Genomic DNA, 26860 nt, shown 5'->3' on the forward strand with positions numbered 1-26860 from the left:
TCGGTGGGCACGGTGGCGCCGCCGCTGATGAGCTCGAAGGTAGCCTCGGGCGCTTCGGCCTCGACCATCATGATCGCGACGTCACCGGTCTCGGTGACCCGGCCCGCGACGACCATGTCGAACACGGCCTTCTCCAGCTGGCTGTGGGTCGGGAACGCCACCCACTGGCCCTCGATCAGCGCCACGCGGGTGGCACCGACGGGACCGGAGAACGGCAGGCCGGAGAGCTGGGTCGACATCGACGCGGCGTTGATGGCCAGCACGTCGTAGGGCATGTTCGGGTCGAGCGCCATCACGGTGATGACGACCTGGACCTCGTTGCGCAGACCCTTCTTGAAGGTCGGGCGCAGCGGGCGGTCGATCAGGCGGCAGGTGAGGATCGCGTCCTCGCCCGGACGACCCTCGGACCGGAAGAACGAGCCGGGGATCTTGCCCGCGGCGTACATCCGCTCCTCGACGTCGATCGTCAGGGGGAAGAAGTCGAAGTGGTCCTTGGGCTGCTTGGAGACCGTGGTCGCCGACAGCAGCATGGTCTCGTCGTCGAGGTAGGCGGTCACCGAGCCGGCGGCCTGCCGGGCCAGGAGGCCCGTCTCGAACTTGACGGTGCGCTTGCCGAATTTGCCGTTGTCGAGAACGGTCTCGACAGCAGAGATGACAGGTTCAGTCACTATGTTCTCTTGTTCCTACTGTGTGGGGCCGCGTCTTGAGTGGGCCGCCACGATGAATTGGATGTCGTAGATCACGCCGATTCTATCCGGGTCGCGCAGAAAATGACGAAAGCCCCTGACCGAAGTCAGGGGCTTCCGTGGACTGACGCAAGGCGTCAGAAGATCAACGGCGCAGGCCGAGACGCTCCACGATGCTGCGGTAACGGTTGATCTCCGTCTTCTGCAGGTAGTTGAGCAGGCGGCGACGACGACCCACGAGCAGGAGCAGACCACGACGGCTGTGGTGGTCGTGCTTGTGCTGCTTGAGGTGCTCCGTCAGGTGCGAGATGCGGTGCGAGAGCAGCGCGATCTGGACCTCGGGCGAGCCGGAGTCACCCTCGGTGATGGCGTACTCCGCGATGATCTTCTTCTTGGTCTCCGCGTCGGTACCGATCGACATGTGGCGACTCCTATCCCCCATTGCTGGGCCTCGTTGCACGGCGCGCCCGGGCTTGTTCACCGGGGCACTCTTCATCCGTGGCCGTTCGACGGCATGCTGTCCGAAGACAACCCGAGAACTCTAGCGCCGATCACTCCAGGCGCCCAATCACAGCGACGGGGCGGTCGCGACACCCGCGACCACCCCGCCTCTGCACACCCGACCTGGCGACTCAGCCGCCCGAGCCGACCAGGACGGGCTCCACCACCCGGTCCCCCACCGGGCGGCCGATCCGACCGGGCCACCAGACCCGCTCGCCGAGGACCACCAGGGCCGCCGGCAGCAGCACCTGGCGGACCAGGGTGGCGTCGAGCAGGATCGCGACCGCGAGCCCGACGCCCATCGTCTTCATCTCCAGCATCGACAGCGTCGCGAAGATGGCGAAGACCGAGACCATCACCGCGGCGGCACTGGTCACCACCCCGGAGGTGTCGGCGATCCCGCGCTGGACCGCGAGCCGGGGCGGCAGCCCGGCGGCGACGTGCTCACGGACCCGGCTCAGCACGAAGACGTGGTAGTCCATCGAGAGCCCGACCAGGACCACCATCACGAACAGCGGCAGCCAGTCGACGATGAAGCCCGGCGAGTCGAAGCCCAGCAGCCCCGAGCCGACGCCGTGCTGGAAGACCAGGGTCAGCACACCGAAGGCCACCCCGACCGAGGCCAGGTTCAGCACGCAGGTGAGCAGCGCCAGCGCCACGCTGCGGAACGCGAGCCCCATCATCACCACCGTGAGCAGCAGCACCAGCCCGATCACCCAGGGCATCCGGTCGTGCAGCTGGTGGGTGGCGTCGTACCCCTGCGCGGCCATGCCGCCGACGGCGACGTCCCCGGCATGCTGGCTGCCGAAGGCGGTCGGCACCAGGGTGTGGCGCAGGGCCAGGACGGCGTCGTCGGCGCGACCGTCGTCCTCGGTGTACGTCGTGGTGAGGTCGAGCACGGCGAGCCGACCGTCCTGCGACCAGCGCAACTGGGAGCCACCGGGGAGGAAGTCGGGAGTGGACTCAGCGGCCTTCTGCAGGGCGCTCAGCGAGCGGCGTACGTCGGCCTGCTGACCGGCCCCGACCGGGACCACCACATCGGCACCGACCAGCTGGGACGGGAACGCCGCCTCGATCGCCCTGAAGGTCTGCACCTGCGGGATCGACTGCGGCAGGGTCGCCAGGTTGGACTGGTGCAGCCGCATCCCCAGCGCCGGGGCGGCCAGCGCCAGCACCAGCACGCCACCGCCGACCAGGGCGGCAGCCGGGTGCCGCAGCACCGGACCGAGGAGGCGACGGCTGATCGCGCCGCTGCCCATCCGGCGGGTCAGGCGCCACAGCAGCGGCACCCGCGGTCGGTCGACCCAACGCCCCAGCCCGGCGAGCAGGGCGGGCAGGACGGTCAGGGAGCCCAGCACCGCCACGGCAACGACGATGATCGCGCCCGAGGCCAGCGAGCTGAAGGTGGCGGCGCCGACCAGGTAGAGCCCCGACATCGCGGCGATCACAGCACCGCCGGAGATCAGGATGGAGTGGCCCGAGGTGGCGGCGGCGATCTCGACGGCGTCGACGGTGGTGCGCCCGGCGGCCCGCTCGGCGCGTTCGCGCTTGAGGAAGAACAGGGAGTAGTCCACGCCGACGGCCATCCCGATCAGCACGATCATGCTGCTCACGGTCGGCTCGGAGTGGATCAGGTGGGACAGCGGCGCCATCAACCCGATCGTGGCGGCGACGCTGGTGGCGGCCACCAGCACCGGGATCCCGGCGGCGATCAGGGCCCCGAAGGCGAGCAGCATCAGGATCAGCGTGATCGGCAGGCTGATCCCCTCGGCCGAGGAGAGGTCGCGGGCGACCTGCTCGCTGACCGCGTCGTTGACCGAGACGTCCCCGGTCTGGCGGACCTGCAGGTCAGGGTGGGCGGCCTGGACCGCGTCGGTGGCGGCCTGGATCGCCGCGACGTCCTCGGTGCCGTCGGTGAGGTCGACGGTGACCAGCACGGCGGTGCCGTCGGGGCTGGTCACCGGGTCGCCGATCGAGGCCACCCCGGCGGCATGGCCGGCGCGACGGGCGAACTGGGCGGCAGCCGCCGTGCGTTGGGCGGCGTTGCCGCCGGTGATCAGGACGTTCTCGGTAGCGGCGGGGTCCATCCCGGCGCCGCGGACCAGGGCGGCGGCACGGCCGGACTCGCCCATGTCGTAGTCGGCGTCGCTGGTCTGGGTGGTCGGGATGGCTACCGCCAGCCCGACGGCGACGGCGACGAAGGCGAACCAGGCGGCGACCGCGCGCCAGGGATGGGTGGCGCTCCAGCGGGCGACGCGGAGGGGGACGCCCTGGTGGTGTGGGGTGCGAGCTCTCATCGGAGGACTCCTTCTGAAGGGGAGCCTCCAGCCTCGCGATCAGCGGCGCCGGTGTCGGTGGTCCCTGCGCCCGAACCGATGGTGGTGCTGGCACTACTGCGCCGGCCCAGCCAGCACGACAGGATGGACCGGTGACCTCCCTGCTCCGCGTCCCGGCGCCGGTGACCGCCTCCCCGGGGCGGGCTCGCCTGACCCTGTACGCCGCCACCCAGCTGCTGCTGTGGACGCCGACGTTGCTCGCCTTCCTACTCACCCTGATCGGTGGGGTGCTGGCCCTGGCCTGGGTCGGCCTGGCGATCGTGGTGTGGGCGCTGCCGCTGCTGCGCTGGAACGCCGACCGGCACCGCGCGATGGCAGCACGGACCCTCGGCGTGGAGCTACCCGACGAGCACCTGCCGGTCCCCGATGGAACGCACCTGGTCGGCCGGGTGATGCTGTGGGCCCGCGACCCGATGACGTGGCGCGAGCTGGCCTGGGCGCTGGCCTCGATCACGCTCGGCCTGGTGCTGTCGATCCTGGTCGTGCTGCTCTTCGTCTGCGTCGTCACCGGCGCGCTGTGGTGGTTCGGCACCGAGCCGATCATGCGGGCCCGCGCCCAGCTCGACTGCTTCTTCCTCACCTCGGGGCGTACCGAACGGCTCGAGCAGCGGGTGGCGCACCTGACCGAGAGCCGCGCCGAGGCCGTCGACCACTCCGCAGCGGAGCTGCGCCGGGTGGAGCGGGACCTGCACGACGGCGCCCAGGCCCGTCTGGTCGCGGTGACGATGAGTCTCGGCCTGGCCGAGCACGCCCTGGACGAGGACCCCGACCAGGCCCGGCGGCTGATCCACGAGGCCCGCTCCACCGCCTCGGCGGCCCTGAGCGACCTGCGGGCCGTCGTACGCGGCATCCATCCGCCGGTGCTCGCCGACCGGGGGCTCAGCGGGGCGGTGCAGGCGCTCGCCCTCGACCTGCCGTTCCCGGTCGCCCTGGACGCGGCCGTCGAGGGACGGCCCCCGGCCCCGATCGAGTCGGCGCTCTACTTCGCCATCGTCGAGTGCCTGACCAACGTCGGCAAGCACGCCGAGGCGGCCAACGCCTGGGTCCGGCTGCGCCATGCCGACGGCGTCCTGCACGCCACCGTCGGCGACGACGGGGTCGGGGGCGCCGAGCCACGCGGCGGCACCGGGATGCTGGGAGTGATGCGACGGCTGAGAGCGTTCGACGGGACAATGGCGGTGTCCAGCCCACCCGGTGGCCCCACCCTGATCGACCTGGAAGTGCCATGCGTCTTGTCCTCGCCGAAGACAACGCCCTCCTCCGCGCCGGCCTGACCCAGGTCCTGGAGGGGTTCGGCTTCACCGTCCTGCACGCCGTGGACAACGCCGGTGACCTCGCCGACGCCCTGACCGATCCCGCAGCCGAGGCGGCCGTGCTCGACGTACGGATGCCGCCGACGTTCACCGACGAGGGCCTGCGGGCCGCGATCGAGGTCCGCCGCACTCGACCGCGCTTCCCGGTGATGGTGCTCTCGCAGTATGTCGAGCCGCTGTACGCCCGGGAGCTGCTCGCCTCGGGCACCGGCGCGATCGGCTACCTGCTCAAGGACCGGGTCGCCGACGTCGCGGAGTTCGCCGACGGGGTACGTCGGGTCGCCGCGGGCGGCACCGTGGTCGACCCCGAGGTGGTGGCGACGGTGCTCGCCCGCCAGCGGGTGGAGCCGTTGGACCGGCTCAGCCCGCGTGAGCGCGACGTGCTCGGTCTGATGGCCGAGGGCCACTCCAACCTGGCGATCGCGCAGCGTCTGAGCGTCACCGAGAAGGCGGTCGCCAAGCACATCAACGCGATCTTCACCAAGCTCGACCTGCCCCTGGACGAGGACGATCACCGCCGGGTCAAGGCGGTCCTGGCCTGGCTGGGGATCTGAGGCACCCCGTTCCGCTCCCTCACGGGACGGGTACCCTCAGAGTGCGAGGACCTCGCGGGTCTTGGCGACGTCATCGTGCATCTGCTCGATCAGCGGGTCGATGCCGGTGAAGGCGACCATGCCGCGCAGCCGGTCGACGAACTCGACCTGGACGTTGACGCCGTAGAGGTCGAGGTCGGTGCGGTCCAGCACGTAGGACTCGACCCGGCGGCCGACCACGCCCTCGAACGTCGGATTGGTGCCGACGCTGATCGCTGCGGGGAAGCGCTCGGTGGTGTCCAGACGCGTCAGCCAGCCGGCGTACACGCCGTCCGGCGGGACCGCGTCGAGAGCCTCGGTGGGGACGTTGGCGGTCGGGAAGCCGAGCTCGCGACCACGCTGGTCGCCTTTGACCACGACACCACGCACGGAGTACGGCCGGCCGAGGGCCTCGGCGGCACCGGCGACGTCGCCGGCGGCGATGCAGGTCCGCACGTACGTCGAGGACCACACCTGCGGGCCCCCGTCGAGGGCGACCGCCTGGACGTCGAAGTCGTGGCCCAGCCCGAAGTCGGCCAGGCAGGCCACGTCACCGGAGGCCTTGTGCCCGTAGCGGAAGTTGGCGCCGACCACGGCGTGCTTGGCACGCAGGGTCTCGACCAGCACCCGGCGGGCGAAGTCGTCGGCCGACCAGCCGGCCACCTCACGGTCGAAGGGCACCGAGAGCACCGCGTCGGCACCGTAGAACTCGAGCAGCTCGGCACGGTGCTGGAGCGAGGTCAGCGTCGTCGGGGCATGCTCAGGACGGAGCACCGCCATCGGATGCGGATCGAAGGTGACCGCGATGACGTCGAGCCCCTCAGCATCGGCCTTGGCACGGGCGGTAGCCAGCACGTGCTGGTGCCCGCGATGCACACCGTCGAAGTTTCCGATGACGACGACCGTGCGACCGAGATCGGCAGGCACCTCATCGAGCGAACGCCACAACACGCGGACCACTCTAGCGAGGCCGGGTTCAAGACCCGTGACCCGTCCCACGTCTGGGACGTCGTGAAGGTGTGACATCGGCGTCAGACGAAGACGGCCAGGGCCTTGGCCCGGCCACCCGAGATCGGCTCGTACAGGGCCAGGAACTCCCCCGTCGGCGCGAACAGCGCGCTCAGCGCCGCCAGGTCGAGGGTGAGCTTGCGTCCGAGACGGACGTCGGCGGCCTGCTCGGCGCTCAGCTCCACGCTGGGGAACGCCGCGCGGGCCGCGTCGGCGATCGGGAGCTGGACGTAGGACTCCTGCAGCTCTTCGATGGAGTGCGCCTGCACGACGGTGTAGGGACCCACGGCGGTACGCCGCAGCGCGGTGAGGTGTCCGCCGACGCCGAGCAGAGCACCGACGTCGCGGGCGATCGCCCGGATGTAGGTGCCCGAGGTGCACCGCACGGTGATGTCGACGTCGGTGACGCCGGGAGCGTCGGCCGGGGCCGGGCGGACGGCGTGCACGGTCAGCTCGTGGATCGTCACCGCCCGCGCCTTGAGCTGTACGTCGACACCCTCACGCACCAGGGCGTAGGCGCGCTTGCCATCGACCTTGATCGCACTGACCGCGGTCGGAACCTGCTGGATCTCCCCCACCTGGGTGGCGAAGGCAGCACGGATCTGCTCCTCGGTCAGGGCCGCGACGGCAGCGCCGTCAGCACGGACGAGCAGGTCGCCCTCGGCGTCGTCGGTGTGGGTGGTCTCCCCCAGCCGGACGGTGGCGGTGTAGGTCTTGTCGGTCAGCATGAGGTGACCGAGCAGGCGGGTCGCCCGCTCCACGCCGACGACGAGCACGCCGGTGGCCATCGGGTCCAGGGTGCCCGCGTGGCCGACCTTGCGGGTGCCCGCGAGACGGCGGACGCGGGCCACCACGTCGTGAGACGTGAGGCCCGCGCCCTTGTCGATGATGACGAGGCCGGAGTCAGCCACGGTGGTGGCTCACTCCTCTTCCTCGTCGAGCTCGTCGTCGTCGAGCTCGTCGTCCTCGTCCTCGTCACGAGGCTTCTTGTACGGGTCGGCCTCACCGGCGTACTCCGTGCCGCGGGTGGCGGCTACGGCGTCGTCGGCGGCCTTGGCCCGCGCGAGCACCTCGTCGAGGTGTCGCGCGGTCTCGGGCAGCGCGTCGTGGATGAACTCCAGCGACGGCGCGTGCCGCATGCCGAGCTGCTTGGCCACCTCCGAGCGGATCAAGCCCTTGGCGGACTCGAGCGCTGCGGCGGTGGAGGCAAGCTCGGCCGGGTCGGCCGACATCGCGGTGTAGAAGATCGACGCCTGCTGGGAGTCGCCGGAGACACGCACATCGGTCACGGTGACGAAACCGATGCGCGGGTCCTTGATCCGGCGCTCCAGCATCTGAGCGACGATCACCTGGATCCGATCCGCGATCTTGCGAACACGGGGACTAGCCATGCTTCAACAACCTCACTTACGCGGGATCTCGACGAGCTCGAAGGCCTCGACGATGTCGCCTTCCTTGACGTCCTGGAAGTTCTTGACCACCAGACCACACTCGAAGCCCTCGCGGACCTCGGAGGCGTCATCCTTCTCGCGCTTGAGCGAAGCCAGGTCGGCGTTGTTGTACACCACGTTGCCGTCCCGGATGACCCGGACCTTGGCGTTGCGGCGGATGACACCGTCGATGACCATACAACCGGCGATGTTGCCGATCTTGGAGCTGCGGAAGATGGCGCGGATCTCGGCCTGGCCGAGCACCTTCTCCTCGTACTCCGGCTTGAGCATGCCCTTGAGCGCTGCCTCGATCTCCTCGATGGCCTGGTAGATGACGGTGTAGTACCGGATCTCCACGCCTTCCTTGTCGGCCATCTCGGTCGCCTTGCCCTGCGGGCGGACGTTGAAACCGATGATGATGGCGTCGGAGGCGGCGGCCAGGTCGACGTTGGTCTCGGTGATCGCACCGACACCGCGGTCGATGACGCGGATGCCGACCTCGTCGCCGACGTCGATCTTGGCCAGAGCGTCCTCGAGCGCCTCGACCGAACCGGACACATCGCCCTTGAGGATGAGGTTGAGCTCCTGGCTCTCGCCCTTCTCCATGGAGGCCATGAAGTCCTCGAGCGTACGGCGGACACGACGCTTGGCCTGGTTGGCCGCACGCTCACGTGCCTCACGCTTCTCGGCGATCTGGCGAGCCATCCGGTCGTCCTCGACGACCAGGAAGTTCTGGCCGGCACCGGGGACCGCGGACAGACCCAGGACCATCGCCGGGCGTGCCGGGGTGGCCTCGGTGAGCTCGTTGCCGAACTCGTCGATCATGGCCCGGACACGACCGTGCGCCGGACCGGCCACGATCGAGTCACCGACGCGGAGCGTTCCGCGCTGGACCAGGACGGTCGCGACCGGACCGCGACCACGGTCGAGGTGCGCCTCGATGACCAGACCCTGGGCGTCCTGCGTCGGGTTGGCGCGCAGGTCGAGGCTGGCGTCAGCGGTGACGACGATCGCCTCGAGCAGCTTGTCCAGGTTGAGGCCGGCCTTGGCCGAGACGTCGACGAACATCGCGTCGCCGCCGTACTCCTCGGGAACGAGGCCGTACTCCGAGAGCTGGCCACGGACCTTGGTCGGGTCGGCCTCGGGCTTGTCCATCTTGTTGACGGCGACCACGATCGGCACACCGGCGGCCTTGGCGTGGTTGAGCGCCTCGATCGTCTGCGGCATCACACCGTCGTCGGCCGCGACCACGAGGACCGCGATGTCCGACGACTTCGAACCACGGGCACGCATGGCGGTGAACGCCTCGTGACCGGGGGTGTCGATGAAGGTGATCTTGCGCTCTTCGCCGGCGACCTCGGTCTTGGTCTGGTAGGCACCGATGTGCTGCGTGATGCCACCGGCCTCGCCCTCGACCACGTTGGCGTGGCGCAGGGCGTCGAGCAGGCGGGTCTTACCGTGGTCGACGTGACCCATCACGGTCACGACCGGCGGACGGACCACGAGGTCGGAGTCGTCGCCCTCGTCGGCGCCGAACTCGATGTCGAAGCCCTCGAGAAGCTCGCGGTCCTCGTCCTCGGGCGAGACGACCTGAACGTCGTAGTTCAGCTCCTCACCGAGCAGCTCCAGCACCTCGTCGGAGACAGACTGGGTGGCGGTCACCATCTCGCCCAGGCTGAACAGCATCTGGACGAGCTGAGCGGCGTCGACGTTGATCTTCTCGGCGAAGTCGGTCAGCGAGGCGCCACGGGAGAGACGGACCGTCTCACCGTTGCCCTTGCGGACCCGGATGCCGCCGATGGTCGGGGCCTCCATGGCCTCGAACTCCATCCGACGGGCACGCTTCGACTTCCGTCCACGACGCGAGGGACCACCGGCGCGACCGAACGCACCCTGGGTCTGGCCACGCTGGCCGGGGCGGTTGCCACCGCCACCGGGGCGACCGGCACCAGCCGGGCCACCACCGAAGCCACCGGGACGAGCGGCACCACCGGCGCCACCACCGGGACGGCCAGCGCCGCCACCGGGACGACCGGCACCGCCGGCACCCGGGCGACCGGGACCGCCGGGACGACCGCCGCCACCCTGACGGGCACCGAAGGCGGCAGGCGACTTCGGCATCATCGCCGGGTTGGGGCGCGGCATGCCGGGACGCGGGGCGGCGCCGCCCTCACGGGCAGCCGGCGGACGCGGCGGACGCTGGGCGTCGTTCGGCGTCGGGGCGTTGTCACGCGGAGCCGGGGCGGGCTTGCGGCCCATGCCCTGGCTCGAGGCGAACGGGTTGTTGCCCGGGCGCGGAGCACCCGGACGGGGGGCGGGACGCGGGGCCCCACCAGCAGAGCCACCGGGCTTGGGGCCGGGGGCGGCGGGCTTCTCGGCAGCCGGCTTGGGGGCCGGAGCCGGGGCCGGCTTGGGCGCGGCCTTCTTGGCCGGGCCGGGGACCGGGGCCGACGGCGCAGCCGGGGCGGCTGACGCAGCGGGCGCGGCGGTCTCGGCAGCAGGCGCGGCGGGGGCGGCCGGAGCGGCCGGAGCCGGCTTCGGGGCAGCCTTCTTGGCCGGGCCGGGCTTGATCCCGGGGGTCGGCTTCGCCTCGGCGGCGGGCTTCGCCTCCGGGGCGGACGGGGCGGCCGGGGCCGGCTTGGCCGCGGGGGCCGCGTCAGCAGCAGGCGCGGCCGGCGCAGCGTTGGCGCGCAGCTCGGCGCCGTACGTCGCCTCGAACTTCTTCTCGGCGGGCAGCTCGATGCTCGACGACGCCGTCTTGACGAATTCGCCGATGGCGTTGAGCTTCTCGACGGCCTCCTTGGACGGGATGCCGTACTTCTTAGCGAGTTCGGAAACTCGGGTCTTAGCCACAATGCTCCTTGCGTGGGCGGCCACAGACCCGGTTCTCGGGTTGCGACCTAGGGGATGAACATGCTCATCGGGAGGTACTCATCGAGTGCTCATGAGCTGCTGCTCCGATTCCTGGACGATGGGTGAACGGTCACGGTCGCGACGTACTCCCGCACGGCATCGCTCGGGGGGCCGTGTCCGAGCTTGAGAGCCCGTCCGAAAGCCTTCCTGCGCACCGCGAGGTCGTAACACGCGGTCGTGGGGTGCAGATGCGCTCCACGACCAGGTGCGGTGCCCGCAGGATCCGGCTGCACGACCTCTCGGCTGTGCTCGTCGACCCCTGAGGTCACCCGTAACAACTCGCTTTTGGCGGCCCGCTGCCGACATCCGATGCAGGTCCTGACCGGACCGTGCGCGGAGGTTTGATCGAAGAGAGTCACCAGGGCAGAACTCTACCGGCTCGGCGGTACGGATGACGAACCGGTAGAGCCCTGCCGGGGTTTCAGGCCTGAGCCGTCTCCTCGTCGGAGCGGATGTCGATCCGCCAACCGGTCAGACGCGCGGCCAGACGGGCGTTCTGGCCCTCCTTGCCGATGGCCAGGGAGAGCTGGTAGTCCGGCACCACGACACGGGCGGCCTTGGCGTCGGCGTCGACGATCTCGACCGAGTTCACCCGGGCCGGCGAGAGCGCGTTGGCGACCAGGGTTGCCGAGTCGTCGCTCCAGTCGATGATGTCGATCTTCTCGCCGTGCAGCTCGGCCATCACGTTGCGCACCCGCTGGCCCATCGGGCCGATGCAGGCGCCCTTGGCGTTGACGCCGGAGACCGAGGACTTCACCGCGATCTTGGTGCGGTGACCGGCCTCACGGGCGATCGCGGCGATCTCGACGGTGCCGTCGGCGATCTCGGGGACCTCGAGCGCGAAGAGCTTGCGCACCAGGTTGGGGTGCGAGCGCGACAGGGTCACCTGGGGGCCACGCATGCCCTTGCGCACGCTGGTGACGAGCGCCTTGATCCGGGCGCCGTGGACGTACTCCTCGCCCGCGACCCGCTCGGCCAGCGGCATCACTGCCTCGAGCCTGCCCAGGTCGACCAGGACGTCGTCGGGGTTGCGGCCCTGCTGGATGACGCCGCTGATCAGGTCGCCCTCGCGGCCGGAGAACTCGCCGAACTTCACGTCGTCCTCGGCGTCACGCAGGCGCTGCAGCATGATCTGCTTCGCCGTGGTGGCAGCGATCCGGCCGAAGTCGGCAGGCGTGTCGTCGTACTCGCCAACAGCATTGCCCTCCTCGTCGACCTCGGTGGCGAGCACGCTCACGTGCCCGCTCTTGCGGTCCAGGACCACGCGGGCCTTGGCCTGCGACCCGGGGGTCTTGTGGTACGCCGTCAGCAGTGCCTGCTCGATGGCCTCCACCAGTACGTCGAAGGAGATCTCCTTCTCGCGCTCCAGCGTGCGCAAGATGCTCATGTCGATGTCCATGTCAGTCCTCCTTCTCGTTGTTCTCGTTCTCAGACACGTCGGTGTCGTCGTGCTCGGACACGTCGGTGTCGTCGTGCTCGTCGTGCTCGTCGCTGTCGGGGTCGATCTCGGCCTCGTCGCTCATCTCGGCGGCCACCGGGCCGGGCCGGTTGAACTCGATCTGGACCATCCCCTTAGTGATCTCCGCGATCGCGACGGTGCGCTGGCGCCCCGTCACCTCGAAGGTCACCGACTCCTCGTCGGCGGCCACGATCCGGCCGGTGAAGACGGCCCCCGTGGTCGGCGTGACCTTGACCAGCCGGGTGACGTTGCGCCGCCAGTGCCGCGGCAGGGTCAGCGGCCGGTCCACACCACGCGAGGTGACCTCGAGCGTGTAGGGCTGCTCCCCCATCACCGGCGACTGGTCCAGCACCTCGTTGATCGCTCGGGTGGCCTCGGCGACGTCGTCGAGCGTCACGCCGCCGTCCTTGTCCACGGCGATGCGCAGCATCCGCCGCTTGCCGGCAGGACTCAGCTCCACGGCTTCGAGGTCGAAGCCCAGGTCAGCGAGCGGAGGGGTGAGTGTGTCGATGATCCGCTGTGTGGTGGCGTCATTCCCTGTCGTCACGGGTGAGCCTCCCTTTCGTGTCGCTGTCCTGTTGTGCGGTGCAGTTGTGGGGGCCAGCCTATCGGTTCACAGCAGGGACGCGAACCGCACGCGCGGCTGCGTGGCGCCGTCGGCCGCTCGGTAGGGTCGTGCCATGCTCACCGTCTCCCGTCGCGCCGTCGGCGGCCTCGCAGGGCTGGCAGGACTGGTCGTCTCCACGGCCGCCTGCGACCCGCTGCACCGCAGTTCCTCGGGTACGACGAAGCCCTCGGCCGACGCCACCCTGGTCGCCCAGGTGATCACCCAGATCGGTGTCGCCCGGGAGGCGGCCGCCGGCTCCGACATGAGCGCCCTCGTCGCGATGCACGACGCCCATCTGAGCCTGCTCGGAGCGGCGCCCGCGCCGTCGGCGTCCGCTTCGGCGTCTACCTCGGCCTCTGCCTCGGCGTCGGGGACGGCGACGGGATCCGCGACCGGATCGGCGGGCGCCTCCGGGTCGGCCGCTGCGACGCACGCGCCCGCGACGATCGCGCCGGTCACGGCCGAGACCCAGTTGCAGGCCCAGCTGAGCGCTGCGGCGCTCCAAGCCAGGTCCGGGTCGCTGGCCCGTTCGCTGGCCTCGATGGCCGCCGCCGTGGCCCAGCGGGTGGAGCTGCTGCGATGACCGAGAGCCTCTCCCCCACGCCCGACGCGAGCACCAGCACCAGCAGCGCGAGCCTGCCGGCTGACGATCCGCGTCAGGAGGCGCTCGCTGCCGAGCATGCGGCGGTGTGGACGTACGCCGTGCTGGCGGCCCGCACCAGCCGCTCGGCCGACGCCGCTCTGCTGCACCGGTTCAAGGCGAACTACGACGCCCACGAGATCGCCCGGGACACGCTGCTGGCCGCCCTGGCCGACGTCGAGGGCGGCCCCGTGGTCGCCTCGCCGGCCTATCCGCTGCCGGCACGGCTCTCCACGCCCGCGACGCTCAAGGCGGCCGCTGCCGACGTGGAGAAGCACTGCAACGAGGTCTACGCCTGGGTGGTCTCCCGGACCACCGGGGCCCAGCGCGCGGCGGCCATCACCGGCCTGAACAGGGGTGCGGTCCGCGAGCTGGGACTTCGAGGAACTCCCGAGATGTTCCCCGGAGCCGAAGAGCTCGCGGACCGCGTTGGCCTGGACACTGGGCCGTTGGAGGGCTCCGCCTGATGTGGGGACCGACGGTGGGACCGCCCTCGCGTTCTCCATCTTGCAGGGTCCGGCGGCCCGAGACCATGCACTGACTTCCCCAACTCTTTGCAGTGCAGAAACCTGCAACTCCGTGCCGAAAGTGTGCTACGGGTGAACGCACGATGACGCGAGCAGGCCGAAGCCTGCCCGCGTCATCGGGTGAGCCGGTGGACCGGCGGCGCTCAGCGGCGCAGGTCAGCCCCGCACGATGCTGGTCAGCGTCGCCACGGCGTCGTCGATCGCGATCTCGGTGCGCTCGCCGGTGCGACGGTCCTTGGCCTCGATCAGGCCGTCGGCCAGGCCGCGCCCGACGGTGACGATGGTCGGCACACCGATCAGCTCGGCGTCCTTGAACTTCACTCCGGGGCTGATCTTGCCCTCACGGTCGTCGAGCAGGACGTCCAGCCCGGCCTCGCGCAGGTCCTCGGCGAGCTTCGCGGCCCCGGCGAGGACGTCGGCGTCCTTGCCCGCAGCGACCACGTGGACGTCGTACGGGGCGATGTTGCGCGGCCAGGCCAGACCGATCTCGTCGAGGGTGCCCTCGGCGATGGCGGCGACGGCGCGGGTGACACCGATGCCGTAGGAGCCCATCGTGACAGTGACCAGCTTGCCGTTCTCGTCGAGCACCTGGAGTCCGAGGGACTCGGCGTACTTGCGACCGAGCTGGAAGACGTGGCCCATCTCGATGCCCTTGGCGGTCTCCAGGATGCCCTCTGCGCAGTTCGGGCAGCCGTCGCCGTCACGGACCTCGGCGGCCTCGATGGTGCCGTCGGGGGTGAAGTCGCGGCCCGCGACCAGACCGATCACGTGCGCACCCTCGGCGTCGGCGCCGGTCACCCACGAGGTGCCCTCGGCCACGCGGGGGTCGACCAGGTAGCGGATGCCGGTGGCGCTCTCCTCGCCGAGCACCTTCGGGCCGATGTAGCCCTTGACCAGCACGTCGAAGGACTTCAGCGTGGTCTCGTTCATCGGCTCGACCTCGATCGGCTCGAGCTGCCCCTCCAGGCGCTTCGTGTCGACCTCGCGGTCACCGGGCAGACCGATCGCGAGCGGCTCGCGGGTGCCGTCGGGGTGGTGCAGCATGACGAGCACGTTCTTGAGGGTGTCGGCGGCGGTCCAGGCCCGACCGTCGGTGCGCGGGTGCTGGGCGTTGAGCACCGCGACCAGGGACTCGATCGTCGCCGAGTCGGGGGTGTCGACGACCTGGGCCGCAGCGGCGTCGTCGTACCCGATCGGCGCGGGCCGACGGGCGGTGACAGCCTCGACGTTGGCCGCGTAGTCGCAGTGCGTGCACCGGACGTAGGTGTCCTCGCCGACGTCGGCCTTGGCCAGGAACTCCTCCGAGGCCGAGCCGCCCATCGCACCCGAGGTCGCCTTCACCACGGCGTAGTCGAAGCCGAGCTGGTCGAAGATCTTGATGTACGCCGCCCGGTGAGCGTCGTAGGAGGCCTGCAGGCCCTCGTCGGTGTAATCGAAGGAGTACGAGTCCTTCATGATGAACTCGCGCCCGCGCAGCAGACCGGCCCGCGGACGGGCCTCGTCGCGGTACTTGGTCTGGATCTGGAACAGGCTCACCGGCAGGTCCTTGTAGGAGCCGTAGAGGTCCTTGACCAGGAGCGTGAACATCTCCTCGTGGGTGGGCCCGAGCAGGTAGTCGGCGTCCTTGCGGTCCTTGAGCCGGAAGATGCCGTCGCCGTACTCCGTCCACCGGTTCGTGGCCTCATAGGGCTCACGCGGCAGCAGCGCCGGGAAGTGCACCTCCTGCGCACCGATCGCCTGCATCTCGGAGCGGATGATGCCCTCGACCTTGGCCAGCACCCGCAGCCCCAGCGGCAGCCAGGTGTAGATCCCCGGCGCGGCCCGACGGATGTAGCCGGCACGGACCAGCAGCTTGTGGCTGGGGACCTCGGCGTCGTTGGGGTCCTCGCGCAGCGTGCGCAGGAAGAGCTGGGACATACGATCGAGCTGAGAGGTCACCGTCCAAGCCTACGGCCGCAGCACCGTCGGGCCCTACTCGGTTATGGCCTCGACCACTACAGCGCGTCGAGGATCGCCCGGCGCTTGGCCTCGTACTCCTCGGCGGTGATCAGCCCCTTGTCCCGCAGCGCGCCGAGCTCGGCCAACCGGGACTCCGCGCTCGGGGCGGTCGCGGAGGTCTGTCCGCCGCGGAGCTGCTGGGCCAGGTACGCCGTCTCCAGGCCGTGCTCGCTGGTCAGCGCCAGACCGGTGGCGTCGGCCTCACTCAGCCCCGACTGCTGCGCGAGCCGCTTGGTGGTGCGGTAGCGCACCACGCCGGACACGATGGCGCTGCCGAACCCCAGCACCACGATGATCCCCATCACGATCAGCGCGACCTTGAAGAACGTCGGCATGCCGGTGTCCAGCACCGGGTCGTTGAACTCGTCGAGGCGGAGGACCTGAGTGAGCATGCCTGGACGCTACGACCTCGGCGCCCCGCCGTCGAGCCCGGCGCGCCAGCGCACCGCAGCGCATCTCCCCTGCTCAGCCCCAGCGCAGGGCGAGCACGGTGCTGACGTCGGAGGGCGACTCTCCGCCGACGAGGTAGCCGACCCCGTGGTCGGTGGCGACGGCCGCGTCGCTCAGCGGCCTCGGCAGCCGGCCCGCGGGCGAGGTGCGCAGCGTGGCCGGGTCGAACCAGGTCATCCGGTCGGTGATCGCATCGGTGCTGGTCCGGCCGCCGGCGATCAGGATCCGGCTGCCGAGGACGACGGCCGACGCGTGCCCGATCCGGTGCGGCAGGTGCGCCACCACGGTGGCGGCTCCGGTCGCCGGGTCGACCTTCTGCACGGCGGTCTGCATGGCGTGGGAGACCTCGCCGCCGATCACCCAGATCTTGCCGTCTGCCACCGCCGTGGCGGCGTAGCGCACCGGCACCGGGAGATGTCCGATCGTGCGCCAGGTGCGGCCATCGGTCGAGGCGAGGATCGCCGGCTCGGCGGGTCGGGTGCCGTTGTAGCCGCCGACCACGACGACCTTGCCCCCGACGTCGAGCGCCGACAGGTCCGAGCGGGCCGCCGGAAGGTGGCCCATCACCCGCCACGCTCCGCCGGCGAAGGACTGGACCACGTCCTGCTCGCTGGCGTTGCCTCCGCCGATCACCAGGCCACGGATCCCGGCCTGGCCCCCGGCGGTGTCGTGCACCTTGACCGCGAGGTTGGGCAGGGCCGTGGTGGCACCGGTACGCAGGTCGAGCCGATAGGCCTGGTCCGTCGAGCCGTCACCGGGCAGCAGCCCGCCCGCGACCGTCACGACCGGGCCGGAGCCGATGATCGCCTCGCGGGCAACACCAGCCGGCAGGTGATAGCTGGCCCGGTGGACGTGCAGGGTCGGTGCCGCAGCGGCGCCGGTCGCCGCCGCGCTGCTGGAGCCGGTGGAGCCGGTGGAGGCGGTGCCGGTCGTGGCCGCGCCGGCGGGGCTGGCGGTGCTCGACGTCCCACCGACGGCCGGGGTGGAGCCGCCCGTGGCCGACGTACCCGCGCCACAGCCGGCCAGCAGAGCCAGCCCCGCCAGTCCCGCCACTGCCGGCACCCAGCGCGGGCTCATCGCATGTTCCCGGTGTGGCCGAGGGAGTACGTGCCTGGCTGCGGCCAGACCAGCAGGCCGTGCGGACTGGAGCCGGGCACCTTGATGTTCGCGATCAGCTTGCCGGTGGTGGTGTTCCAGCCGTAGACCCGGCCGTCGTAGCGCCCCGAGAGCCACAGCGTCGAGCCGTCGGCCGACAGGCCGCCCATGTCGGGTGAGCCACCGCCGGGGATCTTCCAGGTCCGGGTGAAGCGATGCGTCGCCAGGTCGAAGACCTGGACCGCCCCCGACATCCGCATCGAGACGTAGAGGTACTTCTCGTCCCGGCTCGGGTAGATCCCGTGCGGCATCATCAAGGTCTTCCACGAGCGACGTACGGCGAAGTGGTTCCACGGGATCCACAGCAGCCGGTCGCGCCCCATGTCGGCGACATAGAAGCCACGTCCGTCGGGCGCCAGCCGGACGTCCTGCGGCTTGGCACCGCTGGGCAGCGCGATCCGGCCGAGCACGCGGTGGGTCAGCGTCGACACCTTGAGCAGCGAGCCGGAGAACTCGCAGCTGACCACGAAGTAGCGCCCGTTGGCGGAGAAGTCAGCATGGTTCGGGCCGCTGCACGAGGGATCGGTGAGGACGTCGCGCCGGGCGAAGGTGCGCGGGTTGGACCACACGATGCCCTGGTGCTGCTCGTCCATCACGATGGCGTTCTTGCCATCAGGGGTGAAGTAGAGGTTGTAGGGCCGCTCGACCGGGATCGTCTTCCTCATCTTCCCGGTGGCGGGGTCGATCACCGCGAGCCGGTTGGCCTCGCTCGCCTCGACGTAGAGGTGGCGCAGGTCGTAGGACGGCGTCACGTGCTGGGAGAGCATCCCGCTGGGCAGGGTCCTGATGATCTTGTGCGTGTGCTGGTCGATCACCCAGGTGACGCCGGGGCCCTCGGGTGCACTGTCGGGGACGTAGAGCAGCTGTGGGTCCGAGGCGACCGAGGCGGCCACGTTCCCGGGGGCATCGGCGGCGTAGACGTGGCCCGGCGTCCCCACCGGCATGCCGGGCAGCGGGTTGGCCCAGGGGCCGGTGGCGGCGACCGCGGTGCTGGAGCCGGTCGCGGTGGCGCCGGGGGTGGCCGCGGTGCTGGCCGAGGCTGCCGCCGACGAGGTCGCCGGGGACGTGGAGGCCGTCGGTGCCGTGGCTGTCGACGTCCCGCATCCGGCGATCACCGAGGCGAGAGCGAGCAGGCCGAGGGCAGAGGAGATGCGGGACACTCAGCGACCCTAGCCACGCCGGAGGGTCGGGCCAACGGTTCTGCCTGACTACAACATGACTGCCGTGGGTCAGAACATCACGGTGGAGAAGCTCGCACTCTGCCGGAACCCGACGCGCTCGTACGCCGTGCGCGCCGGAGCGTTCCACTCGTTGACGTAGAGGCTCACCACCGGGGCGATCTCGCGCCGTACGATCTCGGCGACGGCGGCCATCCCCGCAGTCGCCAGGCCGTGGCCACGACGGTCCGGGACGACGTACACGCCCTGGATCTGCGCCGCCGAGCCCGAGGTGCAGGCGACCTCGGCCTTGAACAGCACCCGGCCGTCGTCGTCGTCGAAGCGGGCGAAGGACCAGCCCCGGCTCATCAGCTGGAGCACCCGGGCGCGGTAGAGCTCGCGGCCACCGCCGAGCTCGGGCGAGACGCCGACCTCCTCGGTGTACATCGCCACGCAGGCCGGGTAGACGGCCTCGAGGTCCTCGCGGGTGGTGCGCCGCACCAGCGGGTCGGCGGCGACCAGCGGCGGCCCGACCAGCTCCAGGTGCGGCTGGCGCCAGCGGATCTCGCGCGGACTCCCCCACACCCCGGCCACGGTCTGCCACAGCGCCTCGACGGCCTCGTGCGGACCGACGATGGTCGACACGGTGCGCGGACGGGCCAGCGCACGCTCACCGAAGGCGCGGGCATCCTCGGCGGTGCAGCCGATCGGCACCAGGTTGGCGCCGACGTGGCAGGCCGCCACCAGCTCACCGTCGCGGAACCGGCCCCACATCTCCCCGCCGAGCCAGCGCGGCTCCAGCCGGGTCGAGCGGCCCCGGTAGTCGGCGAACACGTTGACCACCGGGTCCCTCGCGACCAGGGCGAGGAACGCGTCGAGATCGGCGGGGCCGAGCACCCGGATCCCCTGACGCATCGCAAGCATGGGCGCAACCCTAGTGGCCACAGCGCCGGCTGTACGCCGACCCGGCCCGCAATGGGACTACGGCCCCGTGCGGCTCCCTCAGCCGACGGTGACCGAGGGCGCGGCGCCGTCGGCGGGCTCCATCGACTCGGCGAGCTTCATCGCCTCCTCGATCAGGGTCTCGACGATGGCGTGCTCGGGGACGGTCTTGATCACCTCGCCCTTGACGAAGATCTGGCCCTTGCCGTTGCCCGAGGCGACGCCCAGGTCGGCCTCGCGGGCCTCGCCGGGACCGTTGACGACGCAGCCCATCACGGCTACCCGCAGCGGCACCTCGAGACCGTCCAGACCGGCGGTGACCTGCTCGGCCAGCGTGTAGACGTCGACCTGGGCGCGACCGCACGAGGGGCACGAGACGATCTCGAGCTTGCGCGGGCGCAGGTTGAGGGACTGCAGGATCTGGATGCCGACCTTGACCTCCTCGACCGGCGGGGCCGAGAGCGAGACCCGGATGGTGTCGCCGATGCCCTTGCTCAGCAGGGCACCGAAGGCGGTGGCGGACTTGATCGTCCCCTGGAACGCCGGGCCCGCCTCGGTGACACCGAGGTGGAGCGGCCAGTCGCCACGCTCGGCGAGCAGCTCGTAGGCCCGCACCATCACGACCGGGTCGTTGTGCTTGACCGAGATCTTGAAGTCGTGGAAGTCGTGCTCCTCGAAGAGGCTGGCCTCCCAGACCGCGGACTCGACCAGCGCCTCGGGGGTGGCCTTGCCGTACTTCTCCAGCAGGCGCTTGTCCAGGGAGCCGGCGTTGACGCCGATCCGGATCGAGGTGCCGTGGTCCTTCGCGGCCGCAGCGATCTGCTTGACCTGGTCGTCGAAGGCGCGGATGTTGCCCGGGTTGACCCGGACCGCGGCACAGCCGGCCTCGATCGCGGCGTAGACGTACTTCGGCTGGAAGTGGATGTCGGCGATCACCGGGATGTTCGCCTTCTGCGCGATCGCGGGCAGCGCGTCGGCGTCGTCCTGGCTCGGGCAGGCCACCCGGACGATGTCGCAGCCCGAGGCGGTCAGCTCGGCGATCTGCTGCAGGGTCGCGTTGACGTCCGAGGTCAGCGTGGTGGTCATGGACTGCACCGAGATCGGGCTCTCCGAGCCGACTCCCACCTTGCCGACCTTGATCTGGCGGGTCTTACGGCGAGGGGCGAGCACCGGCGCCGGGGCCTCCGGCATTCCGAGGGAGATAGCAGTCACGAGATCGATTCTAGGCCGCGGGGCCACGGAGGGCTCAGGAGGTCAGATGCACCGGGACGACCAGGTCGCCCACGATCAGGACGACCCCCATCACCAGCATGGCTGCGGCGACGACGTACGCGATGGGAAGGAGCTTCGCGGCGTCGACGAAACCGGGGTCGGGACGCCGCCACAGTCGGGCCCAGCCGCGCCGGATGCCCTCCCACAGCGCCGAGGCGATGTGGCCCCCGTCCAGCGGGAGCAGCGGGATGAAGTTGAACAGGCCGATGAAGAGGTTGAAGCCGGCCACCAGGCTGAGCAGGAAGACCAGCTTGTCGACCAGCGGGAAGTTCTGCTCCGAGACCGTCTCGCCGGCGATCCGGCCGCCGCCGACGATCGAGACCGGGCCGTTCGGGTCGCGCTTCTCGGCGCCGACGATGGCCTTGGCCACGCCCCAGACCTTGGTCGGCAGGTGCACGAACGAGGAGACCGATTCCTTGGTCATGGTCCACATCTGCTTGACCGTGAAGATCGGGCCGCCGTGGGTCACGGCGGTGTGCGAGGTCGGCGTCACGCCCAGGAAGCCGACCTGGTGCAGCGTCTCGCTGGTCGCCGAGGTGGGCCGGGCCTCGACGGTGGTGTTGGTGGTGGCGGTGTGCTCGGTGCCGTCGCGCAGGTAGCCGATGACGGCCGTTCCCGAGGCGTTGGCCTGCACCATCGAGCGCAGCTGGTCCCACGACGTCACGGCGGTGCCGTTGAACGAGGTGACCTCGTCACCGGGCTTCAGACCCGCGATCGCCGCCGGGGACTCGGGGTCGGTGCTGGTGCAGGCGGTGCGCTGGTCGGCGTACGGGATCACGCACTGGGTGACACTGGCCAGGACCGGGCGACCGTCGTTGACCACCGTCTCGCGGACGCCGTAGGCGCCGAAGATCAGCACGTAGCAGACGAAGGCGATCAGGATGTTCACGCTCGGCCCGCCGGCCATCACGATGGCCTTCTTCCACCACTGCATCTTGTAGAACAGCCGCGGCTCGTCCTCGGGCTGGACCAGGTCCCACTCGGCCTTGCGGGCGTCGCTGATCAGCTGGGTGAACATGCCGGTGTTGGAGTCGCGCTGCTCCCCGTCACGCCCCGGCGGCAGCATCCCGATGATCTTGACGTAGCCACCCAGCGGGATCGCCTTGACCCCGACCTCGGTCTCGCCCCGTCGGCGCGACCAGACGGTCGGGCCGAAGCCGATGAAGTACTGCGTCACCTTGGCGCCGAACCTCTTGGCAGGGATCAGGTGACCGAGCTCGTGGAGGCCGATCGAGACGAGGATCGCCGCGAAGAAGACGACGATCCCGAGGGTGTAGAGCAGCGCTGTCAACGTGATCCGATCAGGCGGGTGGCTTCGGTCCGGGCCCAGGCGTCGGCGGCGAGGATGTCGTCCACGGTGAGGGTCGCATCTGAGGGTACGTCGGCTGCCTGAGCAACCACTGAGGCCACGGTGTCGACGATGCCGGTGAAGGGCAGCAGGCCGGTACGGAACGCGTCCACGGCGATCTCGTTGGCCGCGTTGTAGACCGCAGGGACGGTGCCGCCGCGAGTGCCTGCGGTGCGGGCCAGGCCCACGGCGGGGAACGCCTCGTCGTCGAGCGGGAAGAACTCCCACGTGTTCGCCGTGGTCCAGTCCACCGCCGGCGCGGCGGCCGTGACCCGCTGGTCGACGTCGAGGCCGAGCGCGATCGGGATCAGCATCGTGGGCGGGCTGGCCTGGGCGATCGTGGAGCCGTCGACGAACTCGACCATCGAGTGCACCACGCTGGTCGGGTGCACCACGACCTCGATCCGGTCGAACGGGATGCCGAAGAGCAGGTGCGCCTCGATCACCTCCAGGCCCTTGTTGACCAGGGTGGCGGAGTTGATCGTGATCACCGGCCCCATCGACCAGGTCGGGTGGTGCAGCGCCTCGGCGACCGTGACCGTCTCCAGCGAGGCCCGGCTACGGCCGCGGAACGGTCCGCCCGAGGCGGTCAGGACGAGCTTGTGCACCTCGTCGGCGCGGCCCGCACGCAGGCACTGCGCGATCGCGGAGTGCTCGGAGTCGACCGGCACGATCTGGCCGGGCTTGGCCCGCTCCAGGACCAGCGGTCCCCCCATGATGAGGGACTCCTTGTTGGCCAGTGCCAGGGTGTTGCCCGCATCGAGCGCCGCGAGCGTGGGTCGCAGCCCGACCGCACCGGTGATGCCGTTGAGCACCACGTCGCACGCCCGGCTCGCCGCCTCGATGCTGGCCTCCTCCCCCAGCCCGGAGAACGCCGGAGCGAACTCGGCGACCTGGGCCTCGAAGAGCTCCTTGTTGCCGCCCCCCGCCGTCAGCCCGACCACCCGGAACCGTCCCGGGTTCGCCCGGACCAGGTCGAGTGCCTGGGTGCCGATCGAGCCGGTGGAACCGAGGATGACGACGTCGCGTGGAGCAGCCTGCATGGGGTCATCCTCCCAGGAGTGCGGAGGGCACGCGACATGCCCCGACTCTGGTCGTTCGCCCTCCGTCGCCCGTTCCTGTGCCTAGGCTGTGACCCCGGCACCAGCGCCCGTCTATCTCGGAGGACACTCGTGGATCACCCCCGCCGCAACCGACTGGTGCGACGACTTGTCAGCGTCCTAGCCCCTGGCGGCCTCATTGCTGCCTTGCTGACGCTGCCAACAACCGCTGCATCGGCAGCGCCAGTCTTGGATGTGCCCGACGCGCCAAGCGGCGTCATCGGGGTGACCGCCCACCTGGCGCCGCAGGACGCACCGTACGTCGCGGTGGCGATCAACCACAGCACTGTCTTTGCCTCCGCCACGGCAGCGGTCACACCGCTCGTGCCGACCGATGTCGGCGGGAGCACGCCGATCACGGTGGAGACGTGGGGACTGACCGGGAGCTCTGCCTTCACGCTCATGGGCTGCGCAGCCGACGATCCCTCCACCTGCCTCCCGATCGGCGATCCGGTGACGCGTGACGTCCGGCAACCTGCACAACCGAAGATTGTGTACAGCGCCGAAGGTGTCATCTTCACCCCCGAAGAGACCGTGACCGTGACCATCCCGACGACCATCGGAGGGGTACGCCGAGCGTTCCTCACCGCACAGGGCGCGACCTCCTCCGTGACGTTCGACGCGAGCGCCCCCTACTCCTTCAACCTGTCGCAGGTCTCTGGCAGTGCTCGCCTTGATATCGACGTGTGCAGCACCTACAACACCACCCTGTGCACCGTCCTCAGCGGACGGACGGTCACGGTGAGCCCCGCGCCTGCCCCCTGGAGCGTCAGCCGGACCGATGGGGATCATCCGCTCAGCACCGTCCGCGGCAACCCCGGAGCAGCCCTCCATCTCGCCAGCGTCAACGCCGGTTCCACCGCCACCAGCCCCCTCGTCCAGTGGTCACTCGACAACGCGTCTGGCCACACCGTGATCGCCCCAGTGACTGCCACGACAGCCATCCAGCCCTCGGGCGTCATTGCCTTCACCGCGATTCCTGCCAACGCTGCCACGTCGGTCCTACCCGATGGGCTCTACACCTTGCGGACGACGGTGACGTACTCCAACGGCCGCATCACCCGCACCGCCGCGTCGACGCTGCCGGTGACCTTGTTGGCGAAGCCTTCGGCTCCGCCGGCCCCGAAGGTCGTGAACGCCAAGAACGATGTGCACATCGACGCCTACACCGAGACCAGTCCCGACCAAGCACACTGGACCGTCACCCCTCACCCGTTGGAGAGCCAGGTCCTCACCCTGACGATCACCAACACAGCCGGCACCGCCGTGCACCGGGAGACCTTCGGATGCGCCTCCTGCGGCGCCGCCACCTACGCCATGACCTGGGACGGCACCGTCGACGGCACCAGGACACAGCGGCCCGGCATCTACGTCGCCACGGTGACCTCGGTCGACACCTACGGCCGCCTCCAGTCAGTCTCCCTCGGGCGTGTCCGCGTTCTCGCCCAACATGTCGAGACCAAGCGGGTCGTGATCCGAGCCGACAGGGCCATGATCGCGTCGGGCCACTTCGTCGGTCGGTGTTCGTCGATCAGGACGTCCGCCGCCGGGACCCGGCAGGCCCGCGTCGTCCTGACCTCGAACTCACGCTGCGCCTCGCGTCGCGGGAGGGCTGATGAGGCAGTGCAGCGGTTCTCCGTACCGACGCCCTCCGTCCCCGCGGACGCATCGGTCTACCAGGTCTCGAGCCGCATCGTCGCCCGCTCCGCCCGCCCGCACCGCTCGGCGACGGCGTGGCGCCGCATCGCACTGCCGAGCCGGAACACCGGATGGTCGCCCCCCAGCAAGACCAGCGTGCCGTCCTCGGAGCCGCTCTGGTGGGCAGACAGTCGGGCCACCGATCCCACCCTGCACCCGCTCCGACAGTGGCGCAGCGGCAGTCCCCTGCTGCTCGAGCTGGCAGTGCACAACGGCAACTGGGTGGGGATTCACGCGATCGAAGTGACGATTCGCTCATGGCGCTGGACCACCGATGCCGCGACCGCCCGCCCCGCCGTGCCGATGGTCTGAGGCTCGCGACCGCGGCCGTGTCGAACACAGCGTGCGACCCCCCTTCAGACGGTCTGCCCCGAGCCGTACGCTGAGGCCATGACTGAGACCGGCGGCCCCGCCCTCGCCCAGAAGCGCAACCTCGTCACGGCCATCCCCGGCCCCCTCTCGATCGAGCGGATGGAACGGAAGAAGCAGTACGTCGCCGGAGGCGTCGGCACCAGCCTGCCGGTCTTCATCGTGGCCGGTGGCGGCGGGATCCTGGTCGACGTGGACGGCAACTCCCTGATCGACCTCGGCTCCGGGATCGCCGTGACGACCGTCGGCAACGCGGCCGAGCGCGTCGTGGCACGTGCCACCGAGCAGGTCGCGGCGTTCACCCACACGTGCTTCACGGTGACGCCGTACGACGGCTATGTCGACGTTGCACAGAAGCTGGCCGAGCTCACCCCGGGCGACTTCGCGAAGAAGTCGGTGCTGCTCAACTCGGGGGCCGAGGCGGTGGAGAACGCGATCAAGATCGCCCGCCACCACACCGGGCGCAACGGGGTCGTCGTCTTCGACCACGCCTACCACGGCCGGACCAACCTGACGATGGCGATGACGGCGAAGAACATGCCGTACAAGGACGGCTTCGGGCCGTTCGCCGGGGACGTCTACCGGGTGCCGATGTCCTACCCGCTGCGCGACCAGCTCAGTGGCGAGGCGGCCGCCGCCCGGGCGATCGACGCGATCAAGGTCCAGGTCGGCGCCGAGCGTGTCGCCGCGATCGTGATCGAGCCCATCCAGGGCGAGGGTGGCTTCATCGTGCCCGCCCCCGGCTTCCTGGGCGCGCTGGCCGAGTTCGCCCGCGAGAACGGCATCGTCTTCATCGCCGATGAGATCCAGGCCGGCTTCTGCCGTACCGGCACCTGGTTCGCGGTCGAGGAGGAGGGCATCGTCCCCGACCTGATCACCACCGCCAAGGGCATCGCCGGCGGCCTGCCGCTGGCGGCGGTGACCGGCCGCGCCGAGATCATGGACTCCGTCCACGCCGGTGGCCTGGGCGGTACCTACGGCGGCAACCCGGTCGCCTGCGCTGGTGCCCTCGGTGCCATCGAGGAGATGGAGACCCACGATCTGGCAGCGCGCGCCCGCGAGGTCGGCGCGATCATGCAGACCCGCCTCGACGCCCTCAAGGACGCCTTCGGCGTGATCGCGGAGGTCCGCGGCCGTGGCGCGATGATGGCGATCGAGCTGTGCCGTCCCGGCACCCTGGAGCCCGACGCCGCCCGCACCGCCGCGGTGGCGACGTACTGCGCCGAGCAGGGCGTGCTGATCCTGACCGCAGGCACCTGGGGCAACGTCTTCCGGTTCCTGCCGCCGCTGTCGATCAGCGACGACCTGCTGAACGAGGCCTTCGACGTGGTGGTGGAGGCGTTCGCCGCCACCGCCTGACCCCTTGTGAGTGTCTGGAC

The 26860-nt window shown here is 70.5% G+C and carries 23 protein-coding genes and 1 pseudogene; 6 read left to right on the forward strand and 18 right to left on the reverse strand.

The genetic code is table 11. The features are described 5' to 3' along the window. From Q1V88_RS11275 to Q1V88_RS11285, 3 genes and pseudogenes are all read right to left on the reverse strand, one after another. Positions 1–668, reverse strand: a pseudogene (locus Q1V88_RS11275) (polyribonucleotide nucleotidyltransferase); the annotation flags it as partial. Between the two features lie 163 nt (positions 669–831). Beyond that, positions 832–1107 carry a 30S ribosomal protein S15 gene (gene rpsO, locus Q1V88_RS11280; protein WP_300681292.1) on the reverse strand — a complete coding sequence of 92 codons (276 nt, stop codon included), beginning with the start codon at positions 1105–1107 and terminating at the stop codon, positions 832–834. Between the two features lie 211 nt (positions 1108–1318). Continuing rightward, complete coding sequence (locus tag Q1V88_RS11285) at positions 1319–3484, reverse strand: MMPL family transporter (protein WP_300681293.1); 2166 nt, start codon at positions 3482–3484, stop codon at positions 1319–1321. Positions 3485–3615: 131 nt separating this feature from the next. Here Q1V88_RS11285 and Q1V88_RS11290 point away from each other — a divergent pair, with 131 nt between their 5' ends. Both Q1V88_RS11290 and Q1V88_RS11295 read left to right on the forward strand, forming a co-directional pair. Further along, a complete protein-coding gene (locus Q1V88_RS11290) occupies positions 3616–4797 on the forward strand; it encodes a histidine kinase (protein ID WP_300681294.1) in 1182 nt (393 codons plus the stop codon). Then, positions 4749–5390 (forward strand): response regulator transcription factor, encoded by a 642-nt coding sequence (locus tag Q1V88_RS11295; RefSeq protein ID WP_300681295.1) that lies wholly within the window; start codon positions 4749–4751, stop codon positions 5388–5390. Before Q1V88_RS11290 ends, Q1V88_RS11295 begins: the two co-directional genes overlap by 49 nt. Before the next feature lie 36 nt (positions 5391–5426). Here the strand turns inward: Q1V88_RS11295 and Q1V88_RS11300 are convergent, their stop codons facing one another. From Q1V88_RS11300 to rimP, 7 genes are all read right to left on the reverse strand, one after another. Then, entirely contained in the window at positions 5427–6359 is a 933-nt protein-coding gene (locus Q1V88_RS11300; protein WP_300681296.1) for a bifunctional riboflavin kinase/FAD synthetase, read from the reverse strand. Positions 6360–6439: 80 nt separating this feature from the next. Beyond that, positions 6440–7327 (reverse strand): tRNA pseudouridine(55) synthase TruB, encoded by an 888-nt coding sequence (truB, locus tag Q1V88_RS11305; RefSeq protein WP_300681297.1) that lies wholly within the window; start codon positions 7325–7327, stop codon positions 6440–6442. Between the two features lie 9 nt (positions 7328–7336). Then, positions 7337–7807 carry a 30S ribosome-binding factor RbfA gene (gene rbfA / locus Q1V88_RS11310; protein ID WP_300681298.1) on the reverse strand — a complete coding sequence of 157 codons (471 nt, stop codon included), beginning with the start codon at positions 7805–7807 and terminating at the stop codon, positions 7337–7339. Between the two features lie 12 nt (positions 7808–7819). Then, positions 7820–10699 carry a translation initiation factor IF-2 gene (gene infB, locus Q1V88_RS11315; RefSeq protein WP_300681299.1) on the reverse strand — a complete coding sequence of 960 codons (2880 nt, stop codon included), beginning with the start codon at positions 10697–10699 and terminating at the stop codon, positions 7820–7822. Positions 10700–10788: 89 nt separating this feature from the next. Further along, positions 10789–11118 (reverse strand): YlxR family protein, encoded by a 330-nt coding sequence (locus tag Q1V88_RS11320; RefSeq protein ID WP_300681300.1) that lies wholly within the window; start codon positions 11116–11118, stop codon positions 10789–10791. A 62-nt stretch (positions 11119–11180) separates the two neighbouring features. Next, positions 11181–12158 carry a transcription termination factor NusA gene (gene nusA / locus Q1V88_RS11325; protein ID WP_300681301.1) on the reverse strand — a complete coding sequence of 326 codons (978 nt, stop codon included), beginning with the start codon at positions 12156–12158 and terminating at the stop codon, positions 11181–11183. A 1-nt stretch (position 12159) separates the two neighbouring features. Next, a complete protein-coding gene (rimP, locus tag Q1V88_RS11330; RefSeq protein WP_300681302.1) occupies positions 12160–12765 on the reverse strand; it encodes a ribosome maturation factor RimP in 606 nt (201 codons plus the stop codon). 133 nt (positions 12766–12898) lie between these two features. Here rimP and Q1V88_RS11335 point away from each other — a divergent pair, with 133 nt between their 5' ends. Further along, entirely contained in the window at positions 12899–13408 is a 510-nt protein-coding gene (locus Q1V88_RS11335; RefSeq protein WP_300681303.1) for a hypothetical protein, read from the forward strand. Next, positions 13405–13932 (forward strand): DUF4439 domain-containing protein, encoded by a 528-nt coding sequence (locus Q1V88_RS11340; protein ID WP_300681304.1) that lies wholly within the window; start codon positions 13405–13407, stop codon positions 13930–13932. The genes Q1V88_RS11335 and Q1V88_RS11340 overlap by 4 nt, the downstream gene beginning before the upstream one ends. A gap of 216 nt (positions 13933–14148) precedes the next feature. On the opposite strand, the gene Q1V88_RS11345 is transcribed toward Q1V88_RS11340, so the two are convergent. The 8 genes from Q1V88_RS11345 to Q1V88_RS11380 all read right to left on the reverse strand — a co-directional run bounded on the left by Q1V88_RS11345 (position 14149) and on the right by Q1V88_RS11380 (position 23357). After that, positions 14149–15909 (reverse strand): proline--tRNA ligase, encoded by a 1761-nt coding sequence (locus Q1V88_RS11345; protein WP_300681340.1) that lies wholly within the window; start codon positions 15907–15909, stop codon positions 14149–14151. Between the two features lie 77 nt (positions 15910–15986). Further along, positions 15987–16382, reverse strand: coding sequence for an SHOCT domain-containing protein (locus Q1V88_RS11350; RefSeq protein WP_300681305.1), 396 nt, complete (start codon positions 16380–16382; stop codon positions 15987–15989). A 73-nt stretch (positions 16383–16455) separates the two neighbouring features. Continuing rightward, positions 16456–17517: a hypothetical protein gene (locus Q1V88_RS11355; RefSeq protein ID WP_300681306.1), complete on the reverse strand. Its 1062-nt coding sequence runs from the start codon at positions 17515–17517 to the stop codon at positions 16456–16458. Beyond that, complete coding sequence (locus Q1V88_RS11360) at positions 17514–18755, reverse strand: beta-propeller fold lactonase family protein (protein WP_300681307.1); 1242 nt, start codon at positions 18753–18755, stop codon at positions 17514–17516. Before Q1V88_RS11360 ends, Q1V88_RS11355 begins: the two co-directional genes overlap by 4 nt. A gap of 69 nt (positions 18756–18824) precedes the next feature. Continuing rightward, entirely contained in the window at positions 18825–19676 is an 852-nt protein-coding gene (locus Q1V88_RS11365) for a GNAT family N-acetyltransferase (protein WP_300681308.1), read from the reverse strand. A 78-nt stretch (positions 19677–19754) separates the two neighbouring features. Next, a complete protein-coding gene (gene ispG, locus Q1V88_RS11370) occupies positions 19755–20885 on the reverse strand; it encodes a flavodoxin-dependent (E)-4-hydroxy-3-methylbut-2-enyl-diphosphate synthase (RefSeq protein WP_300681341.1) in 1131 nt (376 codons plus the stop codon). A 55-nt stretch (positions 20886–20940) separates the two neighbouring features. Next, positions 20941–22257 (reverse strand): site-2 protease family protein, encoded by a 1317-nt coding sequence (locus Q1V88_RS11375; protein WP_300681309.1) that lies wholly within the window; start codon positions 22255–22257, stop codon positions 20941–20943. Further along, entirely contained in the window at positions 22254–23357 is a 1104-nt protein-coding gene (locus Q1V88_RS11380; protein ID WP_300681310.1) for a 1-deoxy-D-xylulose-5-phosphate reductoisomerase, read from the reverse strand. The genes Q1V88_RS11375 and Q1V88_RS11380 overlap by 4 nt, the downstream gene beginning before the upstream one ends. Before the next feature lie 204 nt (positions 23358–23561). Between Q1V88_RS11380 and Q1V88_RS11385 the strand changes: the two genes are divergently transcribed. Both Q1V88_RS11385 and gabT read left to right on the forward strand, forming a co-directional pair. Continuing rightward, positions 23562–25424, forward strand: a complete 1863-nt coding sequence (locus tag Q1V88_RS11385) for a hypothetical protein (RefSeq protein ID WP_300681311.1) — start codon at positions 23562–23564, stop codon at positions 25422–25424. A gap of 78 nt (positions 25425–25502) precedes the next feature. Next, a complete protein-coding gene (gene gabT, locus Q1V88_RS11390; protein WP_300681312.1) occupies positions 25503–26840 on the forward strand; it encodes a 4-aminobutyrate--2-oxoglutarate transaminase in 1338 nt (445 codons plus the stop codon). Positions 26841–26860 lie beyond the last annotated feature (20 nt).

The sequence above is a fragment of the Nocardioides sp. genome (genome assembly GCF_030150155.1).
Taxonomy (GTDB): domain Bacteria; phylum Actinomycetota; class Actinomycetes; order Propionibacteriales; family Nocardioidaceae; genus Nocardioides.